This is a genomic window from Desmonostoc muscorum LEGE 12446 (assembly GCF_015207005.2).
GTDB lineage: Bacteria > Cyanobacteriota > Cyanobacteriia > Cyanobacteriales > Nostocaceae > Nostoc > Nostoc muscorum.
In genome coordinates this window covers 6051535-6075045 of record NZ_JADEXS020000001.1, presented here as the reverse complement: position 1 = coordinate 6075045, position 23511 = coordinate 6051535, and the positions used below count along the sequence as shown (strand labels likewise).

The 23511-nt window shown below is 40.3% G+C and carries 14 protein-coding genes and 3 pseudogenes; 7 read left to right on the top strand and 10 right to left on the bottom strand.

The window, feature by feature from the left end:
- The first annotated feature begins 305 nt into the window (after positions 1-305).
- Positions 306-3998, top strand: a complete 3693-nt coding sequence (gene bchH / locus IQ276_RS25580) for a magnesium chelatase subunit H (protein ID WP_235115966.1) — start codon at positions 306-308, stop codon at positions 3996-3998.
- 16 nt (positions 3999-4014) lie between these two features.
- Positions 4015-4221 carry a type II toxin-antitoxin system HicB family antitoxin gene (locus IQ276_RS25575; RefSeq protein ID WP_193921445.1) on the top strand — a complete coding sequence of 69 codons (207 nt, stop codon included), beginning with the start codon at positions 4015-4017 and terminating at the stop codon, positions 4219-4221.
- Between the two features lie 87 nt (positions 4222-4308).
- On the opposite strand, the gene IQ276_RS25570 is transcribed toward IQ276_RS25575, so the two are convergent.
- A protein-coding gene (locus IQ276_RS25570; RefSeq protein ID WP_228043379.1) for an IS630 family transposase occupies positions 4309-5363 on the bottom strand; the annotation gives its coding sequence in 2 pieces (ribosomal slippage) (positions 4309-4968 and positions 4971-5363; 1053 coding nt in all).
- Between the two features lie 79 nt (positions 5364-5442).
- Between IQ276_RS25570 and IQ276_RS25565 the strand changes: the two genes are divergently transcribed.
- Positions 5443-5739 carry a hypothetical protein gene (locus IQ276_RS25565; protein ID WP_193921447.1) on the top strand — a complete coding sequence of 99 codons (297 nt, stop codon included), beginning with the start codon at positions 5443-5445 and terminating at the stop codon, positions 5737-5739.
- 35 nt (positions 5740-5774) lie between these two features.
- Here IQ276_RS25565 and IQ276_RS25560 read toward each other — a convergent pair whose 3' ends face one another.
- Together IQ276_RS25560 and IQ276_RS25555 are read right to left on the bottom strand one after the other, a co-directional pair.
- On the bottom strand, positions 5775-6257 hold the full coding sequence (locus IQ276_RS25560; protein WP_193921449.1) for a hypothetical protein: 483 nt from the start codon (positions 6255-6257) through the stop codon (positions 5775-5777).
- A 342-nt stretch (positions 6258-6599) separates the two neighbouring features.
- Positions 6600-7283 carry a hypothetical protein gene (locus IQ276_RS25555; RefSeq protein ID WP_193921451.1) on the bottom strand — a complete coding sequence of 228 codons (684 nt, stop codon included), beginning with the start codon at positions 7281-7283 and terminating at the stop codon, positions 6600-6602.
- Positions 7284-8392: 1109 nt separating this feature from the next.
- On the opposite strand from IQ276_RS25555, the gene IQ276_RS25550 reads away from it, so the two are divergent.
- On the top strand, positions 8393-9382 hold the full coding sequence (locus IQ276_RS25550) for a DUF1350 family protein (RefSeq protein WP_193921453.1): 990 nt from the start codon (positions 8393-8395) through the stop codon (positions 9380-9382).
- Positions 9383-9471: 89 nt separating this feature from the next.
- Here IQ276_RS25550 and argC read toward each other — a convergent pair whose 3' ends face one another.
- Entirely contained in the window at positions 9472-10443 is a 972-nt protein-coding gene (argC, locus tag IQ276_RS25545) for an N-acetyl-gamma-glutamyl-phosphate reductase (RefSeq protein ID WP_193924929.1), read from the bottom strand.
- A 765-nt stretch (positions 10444-11208) separates the two neighbouring features.
- Between argC and IQ276_RS25540 the strand changes: the two genes are divergently transcribed.
- Positions 11209-12474: an MFS transporter gene (locus IQ276_RS25540; RefSeq protein ID WP_235115965.1), complete on the top strand. Its 1266-nt coding sequence runs from the start codon at positions 11209-11211 to the stop codon at positions 12472-12474.
- A 262-nt stretch (positions 12475-12736) separates the two neighbouring features.
- Here IQ276_RS25540 and glpK read toward each other — a convergent pair whose 3' ends face one another.
- Complete coding sequence (gene glpK / locus IQ276_RS25535) at positions 12737-14245, bottom strand: glycerol kinase GlpK (protein WP_193917671.1); 1509 nt, start codon at positions 14243-14245, stop codon at positions 12737-12739.
- 281 nt (positions 14246-14526) lie between these two features.
- Here glpK and IQ276_RS25530 point away from each other — a divergent pair, with 281 nt between their 5' ends.
- A complete protein-coding gene (locus tag IQ276_RS25530; RefSeq protein ID WP_190881286.1) occupies positions 14527-15519 on the top strand; it encodes a hypothetical protein in 993 nt (330 codons plus the stop codon).
- 213 nt (positions 15520-15732) lie between these two features.
- On the opposite strand, the gene IQ276_RS25525 is transcribed toward IQ276_RS25530, so the two are convergent.
- On the bottom strand, positions 15733-16905 hold the full coding sequence (locus tag IQ276_RS25525) for a helix-turn-helix domain-containing protein (protein WP_193917669.1): 1173 nt from the start codon (positions 16903-16905) through the stop codon (positions 15733-15735).
- Between the two features lie 1438 nt (positions 16906-18343).
- Here IQ276_RS25525 and IQ276_RS25520 point away from each other — a divergent pair.
- Positions 18344-19087 (top strand): hypothetical protein, encoded by a 744-nt coding sequence (locus IQ276_RS25520; RefSeq protein ID WP_193917667.1) that lies wholly within the window; start codon positions 18344-18346, stop codon positions 19085-19087.
- Between the two features lie 39 nt (positions 19088-19126).
- On the opposite strand, the gene IQ276_RS41295 is transcribed toward IQ276_RS25520, so the two are convergent.
- The 4 genes and pseudogenes from IQ276_RS41295 to IQ276_RS41020 form a co-directional block, all read right to left on the bottom strand.
- Positions 19127-20356, bottom strand: coding sequence for a sensor histidine kinase (locus tag IQ276_RS41295; RefSeq protein ID WP_444880228.1), 1230 nt, complete (start codon positions 20354-20356; stop codon positions 19127-19129).
- Between the two features lie 96 nt (positions 20357-20452).
- Positions 20453-21061, bottom strand: a pseudogene (locus tag IQ276_RS41290) (GAF domain-containing protein); the annotation flags it as partial.
- A 461-nt stretch (positions 21062-21522) separates the two neighbouring features.
- Positions 21523-22880 (bottom strand): annotated as a pseudogene (locus IQ276_RS41025) (protein kinase domain-containing protein); the annotation flags it as partial.
- A gap of 409 nt (positions 22881-23289) precedes the next feature.
- Positions 23290-23490, bottom strand: a pseudogene (locus IQ276_RS41020) (sensor histidine kinase); the annotation flags it as partial.
- Positions 23491-23511 lie beyond the last annotated feature (21 nt).

Here is a 23511-nt window from a genome sequence, read left to right as displayed (position 1 = left end):
TAGTTATAGACCAATACAGTTCAGTTAAGCCTTTCTTTCTTCTCTTTGCGTCCTTTGCGTCCTTGGCGGTTCGTTAAAAAAATTGAATTTGACCAAGAGTTTTAGCCTTAACTGAACTGTATTGAGTTATAGACTGCTGAAGATACGAGATGCTACGCAAAGGTCTGGGTTTTATAGACGCAACTTCAGTCCGAATGGTATTTTTGCAAGAATTCTACTGACCTGAACCTGTCGGTAGATATTTAACAATCAGCCTGAAAGCACGTTTAAAATTTAAGTAAAGAAATATTTCGTAGCTTACAGGCATGAAACGCATCGTCTTGATTGCTGGATTTGAATCGTTTAACGCTGACTTGTACAGAAAAGCGGCTTTTTTGGCTAACTCTCGCTGTCCCCAGTTGGATATTCGGGTATTTAGCGATCGCGATCTTACCAGCAAACGCCTGGAAGTAGAAGCAGCACTCGATGGCGCGGATGTGTTTTTCGGCAGCTTACTATTTGATTATGACCAGGTTGTGTGGTTGCGCGATCGCATTGCCCAAATTCCCATCCGCCTGGTGTTTGAATCAGCCTTGGAATTGATGAGTTTAACCAAGCTGGGTGATTTTGCCATTGGCGATAAACCCAAAGGAATGCCCAAACCAGTTAAATTCATCCTCGACAAATTTAGCAACGGGCGGGAAGAAGACAAACTCGCCGGTTACATCAGCTTCTTAAAAATCGGCCCGAAACTCCTCAAATACGTACCAGTACAAAAAGTCCAAGACTTACGCAACTGGTTAATTATCTATGGTTACTGGAATGCCGGCGGTTCAGAAAACGTCGCTTCATTATTCTGGACACTGGCAGAAAAATACTTGGGTTTAAAAGTCGGCGACATTCCCCCGCCAGTAGAAACTCCGAATATGGGATTACTCCATCCCGATTATCCAGGGTTTTTTGTATCGCCCCGCGAATATTTGGAATGGTATAAAACGTATTTTAAAGACGCGATGAATCGCGTCTCTACAAAACCGATTATTGGAATTTTACTTTATCGTAAACACGTCATCACGAAACAACCTTACATTCCGCAATTGATTCGGCGTTTTGAAGCAGCCGGCTTAATTCCTTTGCCGATTTTCATCAACGGCGTGGAAGGACATGTGGCGGTACGAGATTGGATGACAACGGACTACGAAATTGGGCAGCGACAACTAGGTAATATCCAGACTCCCTCACTTTCTAGTGAAGCAGTGAAGGTAGATGCGATCGTTTCTACAATCGGTTTTCCTCTGGTGGGTGGCCCGGCTGGTTCAATGGAAGCAGGGCGTCAGGTAGAAGTAGCAAAGCGCATCCTGACTGCGAAGAATGTACCTTATATTGTTGCTGCACCACTATTAATTCAAGATATTTACTCCTGGACACGCCAAGGTATCGGCGGTTTGCAAAGTGTCGTATTGTATGCTTTGCCAGAACTCGATGGCGCTATTGATACGGTTCCTCTTGGTGGTTTAGTGGGCGAAAATATTTATCTGGTTCCCGAACGGGTGCAGCGATTAATTGGTAGGGTGAAAAGCTGGGTGGCTTTGCGACAAAAACCTGCATCGCAACGCAAGATTGCGATTATTTTATATGGCTTTCCCCCAGGTTATGGTGCTGTGGGGACAGCTGCATTATTAAATGTCCCGCGTAGTCTTTTGAAGTTTCTTTCTGCACTCAAAGACCAAGGTTACACCGTCGGAGATTTACCGGAAGATGGGGAAGAATTGATTCGCTGGGTGAAAGAAGCAGATGAAAATTTAAATGACCCAAATAATATCCCCGCGTCCGTCAACGTCCGCACATTAGAAAAATGGCTGGGATATCTGCAAACATCTCGCATTGAAAAACAATGGAAGTCTCTCATAGGGACTGGTATTAAAACCTATGGCGATGAATTCCAAATTGGTGGTGTAAATTCAGGCAATGTGTGGATAGGTGTACAACCACCTTTGGGAATACAAGGCGACCCCATGCGCTTAATGTTTGAACGGGATTTAACGCCCCATCCCCAATATGCTGCTTACTATAAATGGCTGCAAAATGATTTTCAAGCTGATGCCATAGTTCACTTTGGAATGCATGGTACGGTGGAATGGTTGCCCGGTTCTCCTTTGGGTAATACGGGTTATTCTTGGTCGGATATTCTGTTAGGAGATTTGCCTAATCTATATATATATGCGGCCAATAATCCTTCGGAGTCGATTTTGGCAAAACGTCGCGGTTATGGTGTGTTGATTTCTCACAATGTACCGCCTTATGGACGGGCGGGTTTATATAAGGAATTAATGTCATTGCGGGATTTAATTTCGGAGTATCGGGAAGATCCACAAAAGAATTATGTGCTGAAGGAAGGAATTTGTAAAAAAATTGTGGACACGGGTTTGGATGCAGATTGTCCGTTTGAGGATGCGAAAAAGTTGGGTATTTCGTTTACTCCGGAAAATATGCGGATGTTTAGCGGTCATGCTTTTGATCATTATTTGGTGGAGTTGTATGAGTATTTGCAAGTTTTAGAAAATCGGTTGTTTTCTTCGGGGTTGCATACGTTGGGGGAAAGGCCGAATGAGGAGGAGTTGGGGTCGTATTTGGAGGCTTATTTTGGGGAGGAGGAAGAAATAAACGAACCGCAAAGGCGCAAAGAACGCAAAGAAGAAAGAGAGGAAGAGGGAAGATTAATAAGGGATTTGTTGATGCAATCTACTGATGAGTTAACGAATTTGTTAAGGGGGTTGAATGGGGAATATATTCCGCCTGCGCCTGGTGGTGATTTGTTGCGGGATGGGGTTGGTGTGTTGCCAACTGGGAGGAATATTCATGCTTTAGATCCTTATAGGATGCCTTCACCTGCTGCTTATGAACGGGGACGAGAAATTGCTCAAAAAATTATTGCCCAGCATTTGGAAGAATATGGTAAATATCCCGAAACTGTGGCGGTGATGTTATGGGGATTGGATGCGATTAAAACTAAGGGTGAATCTTTGGGGATTCTTTTGGAATTGGTGGGGGCTGAACCTGTTAAGGAAGGAACTGGGCGAATTGTTCGTTATGAATTAAAACCTTTGGCTGAGGTTGGACATCCCCGCATTGATGTGTTGGGAAATTTATCGGGAATTTTCCGCGATAGTTTTGTGAATATCATTGAATTGTTGGATGATTTGTTTCAACGGGCGGCTGATGTTGATGAACCGGAAGATCAAAATTTTATTAGAAAACACGCTTTAGTTTTGAAAGCCCAAGGTGTAGAAAATGCATCGGCGAGATTGTTTTCTAATCCGGCGGGTGATTTTGGTTCTTTGGTAAATGATAAAGTGGTTGATGGTAATTGGGAATCTGGTGAGGAGTTAGGGAATACTTGGCAAAGTCGCAATGTTTTTAGCTATGGTAGAGAAGATAAAGGTCAAGCTAGACCGGAAGTTTTGAATGCGTTATTAAAAACTAGCGATCGCATTGTACAAGAAATCGATTCGGTAGAATATGGTTTAACCGATATTCAGGAATATTACGCTAATACCGGCGGTTTGAAAAAGGCAGCAGAAAAACAACGCGGTGGTAAAGTTACAACCAGTTTTGTGGAAAGTTTCTCGAAAGATACTACACCCCGCAATTTAGATGATTTACTCAGAATGGAATATCGCAGCAAATTAGTAAATCCAAAATGGGCTGAAGCAATGGCGAATCAAGGTTCGGGTGGTGCTTTTGAAATTTCCCAACGCATGACGGCATTAATTGGTTGGGGCGGTACTGCCGATTTTACCGATGATTGGGTTTACGATCAAGCGGCTGATACTTATGCTTTAGATAAAGAAATGGCGGAGAAATTACGCAAGGCAAATCCTGAAGCTTTCCGCAATATTTTAGCTAGAATGTTGGAGGCACATGGGCGCGGTTTCTGGCAAGCTGATAGTGAGAAGTTAGATAAATTGCGTCAATTGTATGAGTTGACAGATGAAGAGTTAGAGGGTGTGACAGTTTAGTAAATAGGGATAAAATATGAAGTTTATAATTACTATCTTTCAAGATGAAGATGGGATGTTTATTGCCGAATGTCCGTCTATTACCGGCTGTGTGAGTCAAGGAAAGACAGAACAAGAAGCAGAGGAAAATATTCAAGAAGCAATCAAGGAATGTTTAGAAGTAAGGGTTGAAAAAGGAGATTGCAATGAGTCAGACAATTATTGGAAAGTTTTTCACTATTAACCATGATGATTTAGAGGATACAACCGAATATCTCAAAAAATTAGGTAAGTAGGTAGGCAGAAAAATTTATAGGTATGTAACGAAAATTTAACCAGAGCAATTAAAGTTAAATTTTACACGCTGAGTACTGTAGTTACCTTTCTGTCCCCTAGCTTTAACACCATCGATAACGGCATAAGCAAGGTCTAACTCATCATCAAATATTTGCCCAGATAGCTCCGATTTTTTTAGGTGTTGCCATTCCAATTCAATTGGATTCATTTCGGAACAGTATTTTGGTAAAAAGAAGATGTACAAACCCATGTATTCCCACTTTTTCCATAACTGCTGAACTTCCTTGCATCGATGTATCGGCCCGTTATCTTGCACAATTACCCTAGTACGTCCCGTTCTTTGGGCATCAGCCGCTTCTTGTTCCATCATTTGGATATAAGACTTGCGGTTAACACCTCCGATCACCAAACCGTAAACAAAACTGATAAAAGGTTGAAAAAATCCAATAATACTTAATCTCCGACCACGGCGCTTCTTTTGCTCTAAGCGTTTTTGTTCACCCTTAAAGTAATAGGTATAACCCGGTTCGCTCCATACACAAAATCCTGATTCATCCAAATATTTGAGGTCTATTTCTCCGGCAGCAGCAGATAATTCGAGTATATCTAGGTCTGATTGCTTATTTGCTCGTGCTATCGGGTCTTGGTTTCGTTTATGGCTCTTTCTTGCTCGTTTCCAATTAACCCCCTTTTTTTGAGTACCCGTCTTAATCTATCGGGACTCAGTTTAATTGAGCGATCGCGTTCTAATTTCTGGGTGAGTTGAAGACTATTGTATGTACGTGGTTCTTCTTTGAGGCATTTTTCCAAAAACACTATGTCAACTTCAGTCCATTTTGACTTTCTTCCTCGACCTGGTACTTCCCAAAGCCCTTTCAGCCCTTGTTTTTCCCATTTGTGCAAAACCTCTCTTACCGTTTGAACAGTCAAATTAAAGTGAGCAGCTATTTTCTCCACGTACCAGCCATGTGCGTTGAGCCTAATTATTTCTGCTCGATCTTTTACCTTCTGTGGTACCTCTGCTGTTCTCAGATTTAATAGGGTTTTGTTTTGCTCACGAGTCAAAAATACTCTTAGACGAGCGCCCATGCTTTAAGTTACCTCGGTAGATGCATTCTCCGTATTTATTTATCTTTACATAGTTAGGTTTTTTTGTGCCTACCTACTTATGACCTTTAGTAGTGGTATAGAAAAAAACTTTTTTTATATAGAATTGAAAGAACTACCAGAAATACTGTTCAAGTTAGAGCAAAGGGGCTACTTAGAAATTCGCTCAAAGGAAGCATGGGATATCATAAAAATTTCCGTTGAGGGTGTAGTTTTATATATTGTTGAACAATGTGGAGACGGTTATGTATTTTTACCTAAAGAGAATATAATTTCTATCTATACTATAGACAAAAATTTTCTGGATGAAATCGCGCAGATGAATCAACTTTTGAGAATCAAGGATAAAATGACTTAATATCTTAATTGTAGAAGGCAAAATATAAACTTTGATTATGAAGCATCCAACACCTGATTAAACGGTGGACTACCAACATTAGATGTATTTCCACTGTTACTAAAAGGTATATTATTACCAAGAATTTCTGTTAAAGGATCAAAAGGCGATCGCTCAAGCAGATTTCCACCATCTAAAATGGAATTGCCACCGCTTATAAACGGATTGCTACCTGCTGCCAATGTGTTATCAATGTCCTGGAAAAAATTGTCACCCAGAATTAACTTCAAGCGATCGAAAATTAATTCCTGAAGCTTACTGCCAGCATCGCCAGCAAAGGGGTTGATACCGCCACCCGGAATAGTTCCGCCACCGTTACCTACAAACAGATTGCTACCACTCGTCAATAGGCTGCCTTCAGTATAGAAACTGCCATTGGCAGCAAAGGAACTACTGTTATACAGGTTGCTACCACTACCTGTACTAATGGTATTAACCCCATTATTTATGGAATCGATCGCAGATCCTTGCATTGACATTAATTCTCCTATTTGTTATGCCAAGTATGACTTTACTCAATCAAAAAATTATTTAAATTTGATTGTGAACCTGACATAAAGTTGTGCTGAAAGTCTTTAATAGTAAAAAGTTTCAGTCCATAATATAGCTAATTAGCATAATATGTACTGAAAAAATGGCACTGCTGAATTGCGCTATGAATCCACATGTAGAGACGTTGCATTGCAACGTCTCTGTCTCTACAAGGATTTTGATATCATGCACAATCGTTTTCATACATGAAATCAGCAACGCCGAAAAATAATTATTTTTTCCTTGTCTTTATCTATTGATTTACTCAAGGATTATAATTAGTGTTTTTATTAAGCGAACGGAATTTGTCTACTACCAAATGATGGGATTTGGCTAAAATCAAATGGTGGTGTTTGTCCACTACCAAATGATGGGATTTGGCTAAAATCAAATGGTGGTGTTTGTCCACTACCAAATGATGGGATTTGGCTAAAATCAAATGGTGGTGTTTGTCCACCAGTAAATGATGGAATTTGACTAAAATCAAATGGCGGTGTTTGTCCACCAGTAAATGATGGAATTTGGCTAAAATCAAATAATGGGATTTGTCCACCACCAAATAATGGAATTTGGCTAAAATCAAATGACGGGATTTGACCATCATCCAGTTCTTCATTCAGTCTTGAGTTAATTAGGTTCTCAATAGTAACACTCAAACTAAATCCGTCCGGTATTTGAGTTGTGTTGATACTACCACTTTGGCCGCCAGTCAAAGGATCGCGGACACTACCACCTGCGGATGGATTTACACCGCCTGCAAAGATATCCCAAAAGTTCTCACTAGCAAAAGGATTAATGTTACCACTCTCACCAAATGGACTACCGCTACCTTCTCCATTACCAAGACCACTGAATATATTGGAAAGTTCTTCATCACTCAAAACTTCACTGAGGGGACCGAAGGGTGAATTTATTAAGGGATTGTCCCCACCAGTAGAGGAGTTACTGTTACCACTATTAATCAAATCTGTCATCAGGGCTAATCCTCTTAATTTTTAGGATAAAAATCTTGCTAGCGTATGGAAATATGACTTGAATTTTGCCAGGTATAGTAAGAATGAAAACTTTATCCGGTTAGCTTTCAATCAAATTGGGTTTTCAAAAATTCACCTGGATTACTATAGCGACATTTAACAGACAAAATTAAGTCTGCTTCATGATTTTTTGTTAGTAAAACAATTAGTAGCTCTTGATTTTTTTTTGCTTATCTTACTCAAGTGTAGATAATCAATTTTTAACCAATACTACTGACATATACAATCTATGTGATTTGACTGGTAATGACAATGAAAAATGTTTTGATATATTTATCAATATGTAATATGTTTTTATACAAACAAGTAGTAATTTTGATTAAAGTATTTGTATAAGAAAGTGAAATTTTGCTTAAATATGATATCGCTATAAAAAATATTTTGATATATTTATCAAATTTTTAGATATTTATTGTCAAATTTTTCGATCATTAATTAATATCCCTTGGTTTGAGGTTCAATTATTTTTATCCCCCGTTCTACCGCGAAACTTTGCCCTAGCCAGCAAGATGAGGATTGCACCAACGAGTAGGGCAGATGCGATGCCTAGGTTGGGCTGCGCCAACGCAATTAATGGCGATAAAATTTGTAACAGGCGTTTAGTGCGATTTGTAGTAATCATGGTGCGATGTTTGCCAACCTCATACCTTAACTGAGAAGCACTACAAGATTATCGCTATTCATAGCGCAATACGGTTCAGTTAACGAAAATTCTAGGTTGGGTTGTAGCTTGCTTCCCGAAGGGTACGAAGTGAAACCCAACAAACCACCGAATGTGTTGGGTTTCGTTCCTCAACCCAACCTACAGGAGTTCAGTTCTTAGTCTTAACTGAACCGTATTGATTCATAGCGAACCATCTCATACCAATTTGAAAAAAGAATGCGACAAATACACTGGGTAGGGTAGCACAGCGGTGCTACCCTACAGATGGTTGCAAAGCTTGTTGGAATTGGTATCAGTTTTGCAAAAATATCTGCCAAAAAATCCGAAAAACAGCAACCTCAATTTGGAGATTCAGCATATACGTACAAATAAATCAAGGATAATTATGAATCTAAAACTGAGATTTCAACCAGTCTCTCACAGTTGGGTTGCCCTTCATCCACAACCTAAAGGGGTAATTCAATTTATTGCAGGAGCTTTCTTTGGTACATTTTTCCCCATGTTTTTCTATCGCCATCTGCTGCAATCTTTATATGGCCAGGGATATACGATTATTATTCTGCCATTTAATTTTACTTTTAACCATTATGTAGAAGCTGGTTTTCTCATGAGAGAGCAGTACGAAATTCTGCCAGAACTCGTGAGAATGGCAACTGTTGAAGGATACGATTATGAAGCGTATCTAGATGATAAAAACTTTTCTTGGATTGGACATAGCCTTGGCTGTAAATATATATCCTTATTAGAAGGATTTACTGCTTTGCCTCCAGAACCTCAAGCGAGAGAACAGTTTATTCGGAATCTGCTATCTCACACTTCAGATGAATCACAGATAAAAAGTGTGATTGCAGACATTAACACTCTCGTTGAGGAATTGAAGCGAAAAATTGTAGAAGTTCAGAAATTAATTTTCACTTATGTAGGTCGAGAAATTAAAATTAACAGCGTCTTCATTAAAGGGCAGGTTTCGATTTTATTAGCACCTGCGATTACCAGCACAGCTAGCGCCATTCGTCCCCAATTTTTAGCGGATATCATCGATAATCTTGGTTTTGGTGTGAAACCAACCATCGAAGAAACCCAGAATTTAATCAAGGATAGTGAATTATTTAATATCATGGGTTTAGTCCGTTTCCAATCAGATAATATTGCCAAATCAACCAGTGATTGGTTTATTAATATTTTGAAAAAACCACCTCAAGAATTTCTGGAAAGCTTGTCGGGTGGACATTTAAGACCTCTAGGTATTCAATTAGGTAACAATGTTTTGAATCTGTTTGATAAACCCTTAATTGAATCAGTTGAAAAACGTGACAAAGGATTTGAACAGCATGTAATTGAGTTGTTCAAGGAACTAAAAGAAAAAGCAAAATAAAGGGAATGGGGCATTGGGCATGGGGCATGGGGCATTGGTTATTTCTCCCCCTGCCTCCCCTGCCTCCCCTACTCCCCACTCCCCATTCCTCATAACCCCAACTCTTCGGAAAAGCCCAACATAATATTGAGATTTTGGACTGCGGCTCCGGATGCGCCTTTGCCTAAGTTGTCGAGACGAGCAACTAGCAAGGCTTCTTTGGTAGCGTCATTGGCGAAGACAAAAACCTGAACAAAATTGGTGTCGTTCATTGCTTTGGCATCTAGAAATGTTCCGTCTCTGAGAAGCGTAGGTTCTCCCAATGGAACAACCTGGACAAACTTTTCACTTTGGTAGTAGTTAGCGATCGCTTCATAGATTACCTCACCTGATGGTGGATTATCCAAAATCCCCAACGGCAAAGGTACTTGTACTAACATCCCCTGCTCAAAATCCCCCACTGACGGTACAAACAGCGGCGGCGATGCTAACCCCGAAAAGTAATGCATTTCCTTAACGTGTTTATGCCCAAACTGCAAACCGTAGATGCCATAGGGATAAAGCGACTCTCCCCCGGCTTGCTGTTCGTGGAAACTATCATACTTTTGAATCAGATTCTTGCCGCCACCAGAGTAACCTGACACTGCATTCACAGTGATGGGAAAGTCAGCCTTTAAAATTCCTTTGGCAATCAACGGACGAATACAAGCCAAAAATCCCGTAGGATAACAACCGGGATTACTCACAAACTGGGCGCTGGCGATTTTTTCTCGTTGCCCTGGATTGAGTTCGGGGAAGCCATACACCCAGCCTTCAGCTGTGCGATGGGCAGTACTAGCATCAAGGATTTTAACGGTAGTATTACTAACTAAGCTCACAGCTTCGCGGGCTGCGTCATCAGGCAGGCAGAGAATGACAACATCCACGGCATTAATCAGTTTAGCTCGCTCAGTTGCATCTTTTCGTTTAGATGCTTCAATGCTAACTAACTCGATGTCATCCCGTTGGTTGAGGCGTGAGTAAATTTGTAAGCCTGTGGTTCCTGATTCTCCATCAATGAAAATCTTCGGTTTAGTAGTCATGCGATCGGCATCTTAACTTTATATATTAGTGGTATTTTAAAACAGCTATAGTAATCCGCTTTGATTTTTGAAGTTATTTACGTAGATAGTAGAGACGCGATTCATCGCGTCTGTACGGGAGTGGGGAATCAGCCTTTTGTAGTTGAGGGTGAGTTTTTCAAATAATCAAATAGGAGTCCTATCTCAGTTATTAAAGTTTAAAACGGGGATTTAGACCCCAAATCAAACTAATTCTGTATGAAGATGCGCCAAACTATATGAGGAAGGAACCGCAAAGGGCGCAAAGGACACAAAGAAAGAAAGAAGAAGCTAAGAAAATTTAGCGCAGTCTTTACCATGTAATAGTTGTCGAAAACTCTGATTTCCAACTGTTTACTCTTGATTTTATAAAGTATCTTCAAAAGGCTTGACAGCGTTTTTCATCTATTTGAACCACAATCCCTCGTAGGTTAGCACAGCTGTGCGCCCGTACAACGTGGTCTATTTACCTGAAAATTGCTGTAAATCTCTTTTGCTCTATCCAGAATTCTGCATCATTGCAATTTACAGTATTTATTCCTAGTTGTTGGAGCGGAAATTGCCAAAAACATTGCAGACAGATAGGTTGGATTTTTTTTACAAAAATATTTTCCAATTGTGATTTAAGTGCAGCATCTGGGAACAATTTATGGAACTCAGGTTTTGTTGGGTACTTAACACTTACTAAGTGCCTAAAAGAGAACATAAACCTGTTGAAAATGCTGCCCAATTTTCCGCAATTTAAAAATGCTCAATTCTGAAACTCAAAAAGACCTTCGTCATAATTTTACTGTTAACGTTGTTGAGAGTGGATTTTTTGGTTTAGGAAGTGGTTTTGCATCGTATATCACCATCATTCCTCTATTTGTTAGCGGTTTTACCAATTCTGCATTGCTTATCGGTCTGATACCAGCTATTCCGCGTTTAGGTTGGCAACTACCTCAGCTATTAATTGCTGATAAAGTAGCTCGACTAAAGTATTACAAATCGACTGTAATGTTGTTGACAATTCACCAGAAACTTCCTTTTCTGGGATTAGCACTGGTCGCTTTGTTACAGTTACAACTCAATAGCCAAACTATCTTAGAGCTAACATTTGCCATACTCATTTGGCAAGGACTAGGCAGCGGATTTAGTGCTATTGCTTGGCAAAGCATGGTTGCTAAAATTGTTCCCTCCGGAAAGCTTGGTATTTTTTACGGTTCTCTAGCATCGGCTGGTAATCTGATGAGCATTTGTGGTGCTTTGATAGCTGGTTTACTGTTAAAGGAAATTGCCCAACCATTTAATTTTGCTGTTTGTTTTTTATGTGCGAGTTTTGCGATGGCTTTATCTTGGTTTTTTATGTCTAGGACGCGGGAACCAGTCAGCAACCCATCATCTGCCATTGAAAGTAAACGTGAATTTTGGGACAGTCTGAGTGTGATTCTCAGGTGCGATCGCAATTTCCGTTCTTTTGTAATTGCACGCCTGCTTTCACAATTAGCACTGATGCCACTTCCCTTCTATACACTGTATGCCGTACATCAATATGGCATGGGAGAAGAATCTGTTGGGTTAATTACCGGTGTGTTGATGGTAACGCAAACTATTTCTGGATTGGTTTTGGGCTGGGTGGGCGATCGCTGGGGTAACAAGTTAGTCTTGGAAATTGGTTCTGTCGCCTGTGCTATCAGTTCCGTCATAGCTGGGCTAGCACAAAATGTAAACTGGTTTTACTTGGTGTTTATCGGAGCGGGAATAGGTGCGATCGCTCTGCAAAATATTGCTGCGGTAATGACCTTAGAGTTTGGCAACCAGCGCCAACGACCAGCCTATATCGGTCTTGGCAATACCCTTGTCGCCCCTGCCACCATCATTGCTCCCATATTAGGTGGATGGATAGCGGACAATATTGACTATCAAACTACCTTCTGGGTGGCAGCTATGGGTGGATTACTGACAGCATTGCTTTTGCACGTAGGAGTACGCGATCCACGCTATTTTGAACAAAATTTTAGTAATAATAATTGAGTTAAACTCTTGGCTGAGGAGTAGACTTTTTGCAAAAGTGGGGAAAAAGGTAAGGGGTGAAGGGCTAAGAAAAAACCCATTCCCTTTAACCTTTTCCCTAAAGGAATAAAAATATCTCTTTCCCAGTCCCCAGTCCCCAGTCCCCAGTCCCTAGTCCCCAGTCCCTAGTCCCCAGTCCCTAGTCCCCAGTCCCCAGTCCCCAGTCCCCAGTCCCCAGTCCCCAGTCCCCAGTCCCCAGTCCCCAGTCCCCAGTCCTAAGCATCTAATCCATCCAAGCGAGAGTACGTTTCACTGCTTTTTGCCAAGTAGCAAAATTCGAGAAATTGCTCCTTGGCTCAAACACGCACTCAATCTGCCGTTGCTGCACCAATGCTTCATAGTCCTCCCAAAATCCCACAGCTAAACCTGCTGCGAATGCTGCACCCTGAACGGTAGTATCACGCACAATCGGACGTTCCACCGGAATACCTAAGACATCCGCCTGAAACTGCATCAAAAAATTATTCTCGCAAGCACCACCATCTACGGTTAATCGCGCAACAGGTGTACTACTAGATGCATTTATCGCCTGGACTACCTCCACAACTTGATAAGCGATCGCCTCCAATACAGCCCGTACTAAATGCTCTGGTTGTACACTGGCGGTAATGCCGAAAAAAGCTCCCCTAGCGCTCATATCCCAATAAGGTGCGCCCAATCCACTAAATGCAGGTACAAAATATACACCGCTACTATCTGTGACTCTATTCGCCATTGCTTCAGTTTCAGCGGCAGTTTTAATCAACTTCAAGCTATCCCGCAACCATTGGATACAAGCACCACTAGTAAACATACTGCCTTCTAAAGCATAGCCGACATCCAAAGCTCCGTTTGCATTCCTTTGTGTCCATGCCACTGTGGAAATGAGTTGTTCAGGCGATCGCACAATTTCAGAGCCAGTGTGAGCTACCAAAAAGCTACCAGTGCCATAAGTGCATTTCATCAAACCGGGGCGATCGCAGCCATGACCAAACAAAGCAGCTTGTTGATCTCCCAAAATGGCAGTGATGGGAATTTCCGCACCCAATAAAGTAGCATCTGTAACTCCGAATACCCCTAAACTCGGCTGAATTTTGGGCAGGATATGAGCCGGAATCTGGAACATTTCTAGGAGAATCTCATCCCACTCACAGGTTTTGAGATTCATTAACATTGTGCGGCTGGCGTTGCTGTGGTCAGTAGCATGGACTTTTCCACCCGTGAGCTTCCACAGCACCCAAGTATCAATAGTGCCTGCTAAAACATTGTTCAAGTCAACATCTGTAAACTTATCTAATAGCCATCTGAGCTTAGTTGCCGAAAAGTAGGCATCGATAATTAATCCGGTGCGCTCGTAAATTTCTGGAGCATAGCCTTGCTCTTGTAACTTCTGACACAATGGAGCAGTCCGCCGATCTTGCCAAACGATCGCTTTATGGAGTGGTTTACCTGTAGTTTTGTCCCAAATTAAACAGGTTTCACGCTGCACAGTTAATCCTAACGCAGCGATCGCTGAGGGAGTAATTTTGGCATTGGCAATTGCGGTTTCCATCACCCAACACGTATCCTGCCAGATTTGCTCAGGGTCATGTTCTAACCATCCCGGCTGCGGATAATACTGAGTCAGTTCTTTGTATGCCTGTCCGACAATCTTACCTTGTGCGTTAAACACAAAAGCGCGATCGCCGGTAGTACCCAAGTCCAGTGCCAAGATGTAGCCCGATGATGGAGTTGTGCTGCCAACTGTGTCCATAGCCGCTTTCAATGATACTTACCAAGATCCGTCAAATCAGATTACATTATTTTACGTCCAGTTGAACTATCTACATAGATACCAAAATTACCTCCCCAACTTTTATAAAAATTAAAAGCAAAAAAATATGGAAACAGAAACTAACCAATTGTAGTAATACAACAACCCTAAATTATTTGTGAACACTCAATATTTCTCCCATCTTTCCTCTCTGCGCCTCTGCGTCTCTGCGTGAGAGTTCACACTCAAAATAGGATAACTTTATTCAAGGTTCCATCAAAATGAAATTACAAAACTACAACAAATTTGCAACTTTACTTAGCGTAGGATGGATGTTATCTAATTTTGCTGCTGCTTATGCTGCTGATAACTTGCAAATAGCAGATACCTGGAGTAACAATACCAGAAATCCAAATCTTCTCAATCTTGCATCCAATCCCATACCCCAACCAAAACTAGTTTTTATTGGCACAGAACCGTATACAGTCTCAGGCAAAAATTTTCAAAGATATAAATTATCAGTAGCAAACTGGAATGCATTTCCTAATAACTTATTTACCAAAGCTCCAGATTTACCACCTTGCGGACAAAACAGCAACTCATCCAGGACTTGGGTAAATATTTATAATGGTCAAAACAACCAACGAATTTACGGATTTTGTGCATTTTCCTCCTCTGAAAACTTAAACTCTCTTTGGTTTGCAGTTGAACAAGGTCAAACACCTCCCCAATCTGTATATATCATTTTAAAAGATAGAAAAACTAACAAAGAATATCGCTCTAACTTAGTTTCATTAACACAAGAAACACAAGCAGTTCAAGAAGACTGTATCGCTTTTAATCCCAATAATATTAGTGTTAATCAAGTTAGCGATCGCTGGAAAATAGTTGAGAACGGCAATCACTGGATGTTTGACTTTGGTAATAAAAAAGATGAAGCGACACGTGCTTTCAAAATTATCAATCACTATGGCATGAACAAATCCTGCTTTGTTGGACGACCACAACCATCCTTCCAATATCTACTAGTAAATAATAGCGCTCCTTCTGGCTCACTACAAGGCGAAGATTGTATCTCATTTAATCCTGCTACTACAAGCGTTAATCGCATAAACAATAGCTGGAAAATTGTAGATGGTAACCACTGGATGTTTGATTTTGGTAATAATAAATCTGAAGCAACAACATCATTAGCGATTATCAAAAAATATAACTTTACCCATTCTTGCTTTGTTGGTAGACCCGATCCCAGTTTTACCTACCTGCGCCGTTGAAGAAGAATTCAGAAGTCAGAATTAAGACGCGACGCTCGATTACTCGCTAACGCTCCGCTATCGATGACTCGCTAACGCTGCGCTATCCACAAGTCGCACAAAATTCATTCTGAATTCTGGCTCCTGACTCCTGAATTCTGTTTTGATAAAAAATTAGGATAGCACATCTGTGCTACCCTACAAATTTCTGTATCTCACAAAAGCGATAAAGAATTAATCTAAATTTTTCAAAATAATATGTTTTTTTAAATCAAAATCAATTACACCTTGTTCTTGTAATTTGCCCATCAATCGTGTAATTGTTACCCTCGTAGTACAACAAGCACTAGCAATATCTTCATGAGTTAAACGAACACTTAAGCGAGTTCCCTCTGGTACAGTTTCACCGATTTCGCGTTTCAAAAGTTGTAATAGATAGTGTAGGCGTTCCTGTACCCGTCGTCTTCCAGAAATGACTAAAAAAGATTCTGTTTGCTGTAAGCGCTGATTAATTTTTGGTAAAAAAGTATGACTCAGAGTTGGAGAAGCTGCTACTTCTGCTGCGTAAATTGACACCAACTCAACATCACAAAGGGCTACTGCTTGGTAAATGTTTAGAGAAGTCAAACTAGTACCAAAAACCATTTCTGCTGTTGCCAACCCTAATAGTACTTCTTCGCCGGTTTCGCAGTAAGTACTTAGCTTGACCAAACCTTGGCAAACATACCAAATTACTAGTGGGTTAAGAGGGATAGTTTCTCCTTTAGAATATTTATGCACCGGATGACCAGGAAACAGGTCGCTGCTATTATTCTTGACTACTGTTGATTCTAAAGGTTGACGTTCAGAAATATCACGTAGCATCCAGCGCAAAGAAGTTGCTTTACCCTCCGAATTAGGGACAACAAGCACTGTTAAAGCTGCATCAAACAACTCGCCATGACTTTGTTGCAAATGTATTAATAACTCTTTACCTCTGACTGATTGGGATAGTTGGATAAGTTCATTGCGGATTTTTTGACGTTCTTCTAGAGGGACAAAATTAATCATTGATTTGCCCACTAGAAAATGCTTTGAAACATTAAACAACTTAGCTGCTGTGTGGTTAGCTTCTTGAATGATACCTTCTATATTAGTTACTAAATAGCCATCTGGCGCCAACTCGAATAAATCTTGGTAGTGTTGGCGTTCTGCTTCTAGCCAATTCCGTGTTTGTATTAGTTCTTCGTTTTGTTGATACAATTCCTCTGCTGCTAACTGCACTATCTTTGAGGTGTTATAGAGTTCCTTAAAAGCCTGTGGCAGAAGATCTGGTGGAATCCAAGGCAATACACTAGCAGTTTGGTATAAATCTGCTAAACGCTTGTGCAATACTTCTGCGCGTTGGATAAATTTTTCTATGTTCACCTTAAATTCCCGCTACTTACTTGCAGAGGTTGAGCAAAAAAATCTATTAGGTAAAGAGTTGGAAAATTGCAGCATTTATGATTTTGTTGAGTGATAAATTTAAATTTCATGAAGCTGCAATTGTTGTTCCATTTAATTTATAACAATACCTTGAATAAAGGTTTACGACAATTTTTGTCTGAAAATACTACAGGTCATTCAGTTTTTTAAATGACACACATCTCAATTAGGTCTAGAGATTCAATTTATATTGTATTTAAAAATTGCTTACTAATCATTAATATTTTTGGGAAACGTAGACTTTTTCAGTGTACAGCGTATAGCATTTTGCTAAGTATTACTTCTACCTTTAGTAGTAGAATTCAATAAAGTCAGTTAAATACGAATTTGTAAATCAACTGATTAGAGAGTCAAAATTATGACTAGGAGATAAATTAGATCGGACAAGACACTCCAAAAAAGTCGATTTCAACCTTAAGTTCTCACTGTTGTTTAATGCGCTTTGTCACTCCTTTAATAATTAAGTATTAATGATAATTGTTTCCATTATTACCAAACTTCCATCACAAGAATCAAGCCACTACTACCAAAGGTATATAATCTAAGTTAAGTTTATTTGTGTTCCTCTATACGTTTTATATCAATAAATTATCGAGAGATATCGTTCTGATACAAACAAAAGTAAGACTACAGAGAACAAGCAATAGTCGAACTACTACATCTTCAATAAAATAGGTGTTACAATCTCAGAAAAATTGTATAGAAAGACACGCACAAACTTAACAATTATCCGCTTCTTTAGTTAGAGGATAAATGAACTACTAAGCTGGTGTAATTTAACAATGCGTAACAGCTTATCAACGCGCAAGTTATTAGGAGTGATAGATGAGGTGTAAATAATATCAAATCTCGTCACTCCTTTTTATCTTTTTTTATTACTCATCAAAGACCTAACCCCCTTACCCCCTTCCCGATGCGGGAAGGGGGAATTCAAAGCCTCTCTCGGCATCGAGGAGAGGGGTTTTTAGTATACTTTATGACTTTTCAAACATCCTTTCATCAATTTTGATTAATCAAAATTCGGTGGGTTTAAGTCCCCGGCTTCAATAAGCCGCAAGTTTTGTGGCGGGGTCTAAATCCCCGTTACAAAACTGTACTTGCAACTTGCGACTTCTTTAATCTAGGTAGTTCTAAGGACGCCTCCACCGACTTAAAACAAGTGGCGTTTTAGGAACCTAGCAAGATCCTGTAGGATAACCCAACACTAAGATATCTCCGCCTAATCACTGTATCAAAAAAAATCTCTGCGTCCCTGCGTCAGTCTAAATGATAAGTATTCAACAGCACATAGTACAACTAACTAGATGTACTTAATATTACTAATTACGGAAACTTTGTGATATCTTGTCATTTTAGACATCTGAACTACATCAATTCAATGCTTTATCACCGTAAATTGCCCAAATATCTGGCATTTCTATTTTTACCAGTAGTATTGGGTGCTGATTTACCAATTACTCAAGTTTTTGCCCAAACTACTATACAGTCATCTATTGGTAAAAGTGTGACATTTACATGCAATGACACTGAGACAACTATCAAAAATAAAAATGGCCCCAGAGTGACTGTTGGCCAAAGAACCATCTACATTGGTTATCAGCAAGTATCATCTCAAAACAAAGACCCTCGCATCATTACTTTTCAGAATGGCCTGAAGAAATGGTGTCGCAGTGATTACGAAACAACCAATGATGATGGTACAGGCTATGGATTACTTTGGGATGGAGGAAACGTTTTGTATGGCGTTTTCTCTTCCACTGGTAGCCAGCCTGGTAATGATTTTCGACGCTTTGCTACTGGTCGTTGGCTACCTAGTTATGGCAGTGGTGGCGGCCCGAAAGTCGCAGTTATAGCAAAAATTAATCCAGAAAATGGTAGCGTTTACTATGCCACATTTCTGACTGCGAAAAAGGCTAATGATGGTAAAACAAACTCTTTAGTTGTCACCGGATTATCATGGAATGGCGTCAATTTGACCGTCAAGGCAGATTCGTGGTGGACTCCACGTCGCGCTAATACAAATCCTATGACTTGTTCTGGTTCATCACCTTATAAATATACAGGCATATTCACTGGAGATTTGACAAAGGTAAACTCAGCTTCAGCAGTTACCTGTAGTTAAAATGACTGGAACAATTTTTTGGCGATCGGTAACTTCTGTTTATTCTGCTTTAGCGGGTAAACTGATGATAAATTCTGTTCCTCGATCAAGGGTCGAGTTGACATGAATTGAACCACCATGTTTTTCGATGACAATTTGATGAGCGATCGCCAATCCTAATCCTGTTCCTTTCCCAACGGCTTTAGTAGTAAATAAATGGTCAAAAATCTTTTGTTTTACTTCTTCGCTCATTCCTTTACCATTATCAGCAATGGCAATTTTAACTAGATTATTTTCGACGGAGGTTGTAATCGTAATGCAGTTAGGATTAGCTTGAATATCTCGAAAACTGCGTCCGGTGTTAAATTCATCCAAGGCATCAATAGCGTTTGCGATCAGATTCATAAATACTTGATTTAATTGACCAGGAAAACATTCTACTTCAGGCAAATCACCGTAGTTAGTGATAACTTCAATGGCGGGACGTTGTTCATTCGCCTTGAGACGATGTTTCAAAATTAAAATTGTACTGTCGATACCTTCATGGATGTTAAATGGGACTTTGTAATCTCGATCAGCACGGGAGAATGTTCTTAAACTAATGCTGATATTTGTTAATCTGTCGCACGCCATCGTCATGGAGTCAAGCATTTTGGGTAAGTCTTCTAAGCTATAATCCAAGTCGATTTCTTCGGCGTGGTCCATGATTTCTTCACTTTTGTTGGGGAAACTTTTTTGATAGAGTTTCAAATGTTCAACAATATCAGCAATGGTGGGTTTAGCTTGTTGGATACTGGCATAAATAAAACCGAGGGGATTATTGATTTCATGAGCCACCCCAGCGACTAAGTTACCCAACGCAGACATCTTTTCACTTTGGATAATTTGTAATTGCGCTTGTTGCAGGGCGGCTTGGGCTTGTTTGCGTTCAGTAATATCACGCACATTAGCAAGAATCATGGGTTGCCGATTTAGGGTGATGCAACGCAGAGAAACCTCGACGTTGAAGAGGGAACCATCATGGGGTCGTTTTGCCTGCCACTCAGTCGTCAGGGTTTTACCCATGATTGCTTGCTCCCACAACATAGAAAGTTGATCGAAGGGATTTTCTGGGCCGGAGTAATCTTTGGCAATTGATAGGGTTTTCGCCTCTTCTCGGCTCACATGAAAAATCTGAAGCATTTGATCGTTAACATCTATGATTGTGCCGTCTAAGGCGTGGATGAAAATAGCATCATGGGCATTATCAAAAATAGTCCGCAGATCTTGCTGCGATCGCTCAATAGCCACTTTGGTAGTTTTGAGATCGCTAAAAAGTCGGGCGTTTTCCAGGGAAATGGCAGCTTGGGTGCAGAGGAAATTGAGAATCAGCAGGCGATCGCTTGTAAATACCCCAGCAGTTGATTGATTTTTGAGGTAAAGAATTCCGATTAACTGCCCTTGATTGAGAATTGGTAAACACAGAACACTCTTGGGCTGGCATTGCAGCAAATACTCATCAATGACAGGTAAATCGGTTTGCAAATTTTCGATCGCCACCACTGATTGCGTTCGTTTGACGTACTGAATCAATTTAATGGGAACGTTAGAATGACCTTCTAAAGGTTCAAAGCAGATTTCTGTTGTTTCCAGGGTGGAAATCGCTCTCACCTTCCAAGTTTCATCTTGGGGCAAGATCAATACACATTTGTCGGCTCCAGAATTTTGTAAAATAATTTGGGTAAGTTGCTGGAGCAGTTGATCAAGTTCGATGGTGCTGGAGATAACTTGAGCGGCTTTGATCGCTGAGACAAAATCTAGGGTATCGGAAATGCTGGAGTTGGCACTAGAGGTTATGGTTGAGGAGTTAGTAATCCTAGTTACGGTTTCTAGAATATTGAAACTAGTTTTGAGTTGCTGTAAGATCGGCTGGAGCAGTTGGGGATAGCGGGTTTCCAGATCAGCCACCTTAGCTTTTGCCCCCCAACGGGCATAGCAGTAATACGCCTCAATCATGTATGCCTGAGCGACTTTGGCTTTACCCCAATCAAGATAGAATTTGGCGGCGAGTTCGTTGGCGAGGGCTTCTTCATTCAGGAATTGGTTTTCTTTGGCAAGTTGAATTGCCCGATCGTAGTATTCCAGTGCTGCTAATTTTTGCCCCAATACGCGATACCGTTCTGCTTCTACCAACAGAAACTTATGTTGGTAATTCATCGGGGCATAGAACCCCCATTTCTTCAACTTTTGCTGATTCGCCTGAATGGCCTTGAGGATTTGCTGGCGTTCTTTTGAGGTTGCAGTGGCGTAAATTGCCAGTTGTGCCAGAGAATCATAAAAGTAGTGCAGCACCGTTGGGAGTGAGGAAACGCAGTTATCAAAGTAGGGTTTAGCAGCATTGGACTTCTCAACTGCGGCGACATACTGTCCGAACAAATAATGCAGATGCTGTTGACCAATACAAATGCTGTCTGAAAGGCTGCGGCTGCTTTTGCCGTTTTCCCCGCCTGTAAGTTGAGGGAAGCTAATTCATAACGGGCCTGGCGATCGCAGATTAAATCCTGAGCAAAGTTGAAATGACCAACAATATCAAAAATTCTTTCCTGACGTTGAATTTCACTACTTTCTTGTAGCAACAATTGCCCGATTTTTAGGTGAGTGGCTTGTTTTTGATCTTCTAGAATCAAAGAATAGGCGGACTGCTGGACGCGATCGTGCAGAAACCGATAAATGGGATTCGCTGCTGTGTGAGATACTGAGGTACTGTCAGACTGAATAAAAAACTTATATATTTCCTGATTGGGAATAATCAAACCTTCTTGTAAGGCTTTCCATAAATCAGCTGCCGCAGCTTCTGGAGATTGCTCAGAGATGATCGCCAAAGTCTGCAAATCAAACTGCGCCCCAATACAAGCGGCTAATTTGAGAATATTCTGAGTCTTGGCAGGCAATTTCTGCAATTGTAATGCCATAAACTCCACCACATCATCAGTGAGAGCTAAAGCTCTGATTTGAGCAATATCACACTGCCAATATCGTGTTTCCCAATTAAAAATAATCTGTTCATCTTCATGCAGTGCTTTCAGAAATTGCGTCGCAAAAAATGGGTTTCCTTTGGTTTTTTGAATCACTAATTCGGTTAGGGGTTGAGCCAGGGACAACTCGCAATTGAGGGTATCTGCCACCAACCGATTCATCTCCACTAAACTCAATGGTGACAGAGTAATTGTGTTCACAGTTACACCAGCTTTCGCAATTTCATCGACTGTCAAGCGAGAGTTCCTTCTAGGGTATTGGTATTTTGAATTTCTTGGGTTTCTCGTGGTAGTAGAGATGCAATACTAAAATCAATTAATTTAACTTCTTTTGTTTGCGGATTAATTAAAATATTGCTGGGTTTAATATCTTTATGAATAATCTGTTCACGATACAATATATCTAAGGTATTGCATAGTGCGATCGCTATTTCTAAAAACTCTCCTAAAGAAAGTCTATTTTCTTGTTTGATTACCCATTCATGAAGAGAAATTGCCCCAAAATCTTCCATTATCAACATATAGCTATTTTGATAATGTTCTAGGCTATAGGTTTGGATAATGCTGGGAGAGTTGAGATTTTTGGCAATAGTGTACTGATTGCGAAACTGCACCAATTCGCTAAAGTTTGGATAGTCATTTTTTAGTAGCTTGATAACTACAGGTAATTGGTCATGGCTGCGGATAGCCCGATATACTAAGGTGCGACTGCCAGAATAAACTGTTGCCACAATTTGATAGTTGGGAATTTGCAAAGTAGTACTAATATTCCTATTTTTTTCAGAGTTATTAATGTTCATTCTGGTTGGAAAATTGATGGTGATTGGTTAGTTAAATGAGTCTCAATAATAGGAAAAAAAAAACTGGTTTATCTGCTTTAGTGGGTAAAGTGATGATAAATTCTGTGCTTTGACGTGAATTGAAGCACCATGTTTTTCGACGACAATTTGCTGAGCGATCGCCCAATACCGTTCAGCTAAGGAAATTTATCGGTTGAGGTAGGCAGAGGGGGACAAAAAAAGCTTTATCTAAACCGTATTGCTCGATACCCTCGATCAACCACCGTTCTGGAACCATTGTAGAGTTCTTCAGTTATGCGATATCCGGGAATATTGACAAGAATGCTAACCACCATACTGCTAAATCCTAACAATTTCTGGATTTAGTATTCCCAGATATATAAAGTTTGTTCTAAACACGAGCAAAAATTTACACCGGAATTTCAATAATAAATTCTGTACCTTCACCCAGAACTGAGTTAAAACTCAATTTTCCGCTGTGGGTTTCTTCAATGATTTGACGAGCGATCGCCAATCCTAATCCCGTTCCTTTACCAACAGGTTTCGTAGTAAATAAATGGTCAAAAATCTTTTGTTTTACTTCTTCATTCATCCCTTTACCATTATCAGCATTGATTTCATGTGCCACCCC

Coding starts and splice junctions, on each gene's coding strand:
- IQ276_RS25540 (WP_235115965.1), top strand. CDS start 11,209: ATGCTCAATTCTGAAACTCAAAAAGACCTTCGTCATAATTTTACTGTT.
- IQ276_RS25555 (WP_193921451.1), bottom strand. CDS start 7,283: ATGACAGATTTGATTAATAGTGGTAACAGTAACTCCTCTACTGGTGGG.
- IQ276_RS25520 (WP_193917667.1), top strand. CDS start 18,344: ATGCTTTATCACCGTAAATTGCCCAAATATCTGGCATTTCTATTTTTA.
- IQ276_RS25560 (WP_193921449.1), bottom strand. CDS start 6,257: ATGTCAATGCAAGGATCTGCGATCGATTCCATAAATAATGGGGTTAAT.
- bchH (WP_235115966.1), top strand. CDS start 306: ATGAAACGCATCGTCTTGATTGCTGGATTTGAATCGTTTAACGCTGAC.
- argC (WP_193924929.1), bottom strand. CDS start 10,443: ATGACTACTAAACCGAAGATTTTCATTGATGGAGAATCAGGAACCACA.
- glpK (WP_193917671.1), bottom strand. CDS start 14,245: ATGGACACAGTTGGCAGCACAACTCCATCATCGGGCTACATCTTGGCA.
- IQ276_RS25530 (WP_190881286.1), top strand. CDS start 14,527: ATGAAATTACAAAACTACAACAAATTTGCAACTTTACTTAGCGTAGGA.
- IQ276_RS25565 (WP_193921447.1), top strand. CDS start 5,443: ATGACCTTTAGTAGTGGTATAGAAAAAAACTTTTTTTATATAGAATTG.
- IQ276_RS25550 (WP_193921453.1), top strand. CDS start 8,393: ATGAATCTAAAACTGAGATTTCAACCAGTCTCTCACAGTTGGGTTGCC.
- IQ276_RS25575 (WP_193921445.1), top strand. CDS start 4,015: ATGAAGTTTATAATTACTATCTTTCAAGATGAAGATGGGATGTTTATT.